Source organism: Brevundimonas sp. GN22 (assembly GCF_054824005.1).
The window spans coordinates 1-3,449 of record NZ_JSYD01000110.1; the positions used below are offsets into that span (position 1 = coordinate 1).

2 protein-coding genes are annotated in these 3,449 nt (G+C 58.7%); both read right to left on the bottom strand.

Translation table 11 applies throughout. The features are described from left to right. The coding region (locus OB03_RS13055; protein ID WP_461344437.1) for a TonB-dependent receptor plug domain-containing protein at nucleotides 1-1,596 on the bottom strand (1,596 nt) is incomplete at its 3' end. Nucleotides 1,597-2,000: 404 nt separating this feature from the next. Next, nucleotides 2,001-3,449 (bottom strand): TonB-dependent receptor domain-containing protein (locus OB03_RS13060; RefSeq protein WP_461344438.1); only part of this gene is annotated, 1,449 nt, incomplete at its 5' end.

Here is a 3,449-nt window from a genome sequence, read left to right on the forward strand (position 1 = left end):
GAAACGCTCGATGTCCAGACCGCGCTCGACGTTCTTGTTGTCGACGCGACCGTAGGTGTAGCCCAGATCCCAGTCGACGTTCTTGACGAAGCCGATGTCGCCGGCGTTGCCGTTCAGGCCGATGACGTAGCGTTGCAGTTGCTTGTCATTGGTCTGGGCGCGGTCCAGCAGCCATGCGCTGTAACGAGCGAACGGAGCGGCGGTGGTGCCGGTCGCTGCGCCCGGAGCGGTTTGGGTCGCTGCGCCGTAGGTTACCGCGGTGTTGTTGCGGATCGCTTCAGCCAGGTTCAGCGGCATGAAAGCGTTGTCGGTACGGGTGGTGTACGCCGAGGTCGACAGGATCTGCATCGAGTTGTTCGGATTCAAGGTATCCGAGATGTAGATGTCGCCGAACGAGTTGCCGGTTGCCAGGTGGGTACGCTCTTGAACGTACTTGGCTTCAGCATACAGGTTGATGCGCGGGGTGATCTGGAAGTTTGCGCCCACTTGGAAGCGCGAGTTTTCCGACTGCGGCAGGGTCGAATCGACGTTGAAGGTCGTGTTCGGGTTCTCGCCGTCACCGCCGATGCTGATGGCTTTGTTGGTGCCGGTGTTCGAGATGATGGTGCCGAAGTCAGCCAGACGGGCAACCGGACCATCGAAGACCCAGGTCTTGCCCGGAGCAACACCGAAGCACGAAGCCGAAGTAATCGAGGTGGTGGTGCAGTTGGCAACCGGAATGGTGTTCGGGTTGTTCAGAGCGCTCGGCTGGTAGTTGTTAGCCAGGGTAACCTGACCCCACTTGCGCATCTGCATCGAGCGACGGTCGCGATACAGGACTGAGTCGGTGATGCCGTCGAACTGGGCAGCTGCCGGATCGGCGTCGCGGCCGACCATGCCCCAGCCGTCTTGCAGCCAGTCGATGTCCGAAGCCAGAACTTCGTCCAGGCGCTCGTATTCGGCGAAGCCGTAAACGTTCAGGCGACCGTCGAACAGGTTCTTACCAGCCAGGATCGAAACGCGTTCCGAGTCTTGGCCACCGTCGTTGATCTGACCCCAGCGGGTGTCGATTTCCAGACCTTCGAAGTCCTTGCGGAGCTTGAAGTTCAGAACGCCCGAAACTGCGTCAGCGCCGTAGATCGACGAAGCGCCACCGGTGACGATTTCAACGCTTTCGATCAACAGACGCGGGATGGTGTCGACGTCGACAGCCAGCGTGCCTTGCGGCGAACCAACGTGGCGACGGCCGTCAACCAGCGTCAGAGTGCGGCCCGAACCCAGCGAGCGCAGGTTCGGCAGCGACAGACCACCAGCGTTCAGAACGCCTGCAGTGGTGTCCGACGGAACTTGCGAGTTCATCAGAGCCGGGATGGTCGCCAGGTGGTCGATCACCGAGTTCTGACCGGTGGTCAGCAGGGCTTCACGATTAACTTGGATCAGCGGGGTCGGGGCAGTGACCGGGTCGCGGCGGATGCGCGAGCCGGTGACAACGATTTCGCTGACTTCGGTTGCGGAGACGTCTTGGGAACCGTTGGCTTCTTGAGCCACGGCGGCCGATGCCGCCAGAACACCTGCCAGCACCGAAGTGCCCAGCAGAATAGTACGCTTCGAACGCATTTAAGAATAAACCACGCTAAAGGAACGGGGTGACAGATCCTGTGAGGACCCGCCACTTGAAGGGTGGCCTGCCTGTCACGCTAACCAATTACGCGCAACCTAAACGCCGCATTTGCGCCTCAAAACCCGACCCACGGCAAGGTTGGCGTAACATTTCCGACACAATGCCGATTCACGTAGTTATCCCTAAAAACTCATGATGTTTGAAATCGGGGGATTAAAAAGCCAAGCTTGTTGAAATAAAAATTGGTTCGAGGCGAAGATATTAGAATGAACTGCCTAATGCGGATATTTATATAACAGCGTATTTCAATAACGACGATTTTCAAAATAAGGCATGCCCTTTTGAGAACAAAAAAAGGGCGGCCTCGAGGACCGCCCTTTTCCGATTCTATCAGCTGAACTTAGAAGATCTTGTAGTTCAGGCCGATGTTATAGCGACGACCGAACGGGTCGAAGTTCGAGTAGAGGGTGGTGCCCAACCACGCCGGTTGCTCGGCGTCGAAGATATTGGTCACGCCTGCACGCAGCGTCACGTTATCACGGACATCCCAACGAACCGTCAGGTCGTTACGGACGAAGTTGCCGGTGCGCAGGTATTCAACCGGACGCGAGTCGGCGTTAGCCAGGAAGTCGCGGTACTGGATGATGTCTTGCGACGACTGCCAGTCAGCGATCCAGGCCACGCGAACCGTTTCAACCGGTTGCCATGCGAGGGTCGAGGTGAAGCGAACGCGCGGGAACGAACCGCCCGTGGACGCCAGCGAAGCGTACTCGGTGAAGTCGGCCGGGTTTTGCGCGTTGTTGAACTGCTTTTGTTCAATCAGCCACGAACCGTTGATCGAGTAGTCGAAGACACCCCAGTTCTTACCGAACATGTCTTGGCTATCGAGACGGTAACGACCGGTGAAGTCCATGCCGCGAACGGTACGCTTCGCGTAGTTGATCGAGCCTTGGATGAAGCCGATGCCCGTCGCCGGGTCACCGATCTTGAAGGCTTCCGAGCGCTGCTGCGCCGTGTCGTTCAGAGCCGAGGCCGGAACGTTACGGAAGATGGTGTCGCAAGCTGCGGTGTTCAGCGTCGGGCCGTTCACGCAGTTCGCAGCAACCGTAGCAGCGCCCACGGCGGCGATCACGTTGGTGATCTCGATCTCGTAGTAGTCCAGAACCAGGCTGAGGTTCGGGATGAAGCGCGGCTGAAGAACCGTCGAGAAGGTGAACGAGGTCGACTCTTCCGGCTGCAGATAGATGTTACCGCCGTTCACACCCGACACAGTCGAGGTGTATTCCGGAACGTAGTCGTCCAGCGTCGAAACGGTCGAACCTGCGAAGTCGTAGGTCAGGCCCTTCGCCGCAGCCAGTGCAGTACAGTTGGCGATACGGTTAGCCTTGATCTCGGCACTCAGGGTCGGCGCAGTGATGCGGGCCGTGGTGCAGGGATCTTGGACGTCGACGAAGGTTTGCGAGTACGGACGGTACACTTCGGCCAGCGTCGGAACGCGGATCGAGGTGTTGTAGCTGGTCTTGAAGGCGATGTCCGGGATCGGACGGTAGACCAGGTTCGCGCCCCAGACTTCCTGACCACCAACGGTCGAGTAGTCCGAGAAGCGGTACGAACCGCTCAGTTCTGCATACTCACCGAGCTTGCTGTCACGCAGCAGCGGCAGCGAGACTTCAGCGAAGACTTCATTGGACTCATAAGAAGCGAGCGGGAAGTCAGCACTGGCGTTAAGCATCAGCAGGCGATCGCCGAAGAGGCGGTCACGGCCGGTACCTTCGGTCGCTTCCTTACGCCATTCGACACCCAGAGCGACACCGATCGAACCGGCACCCCAGAAGTCCCACAGCTGACC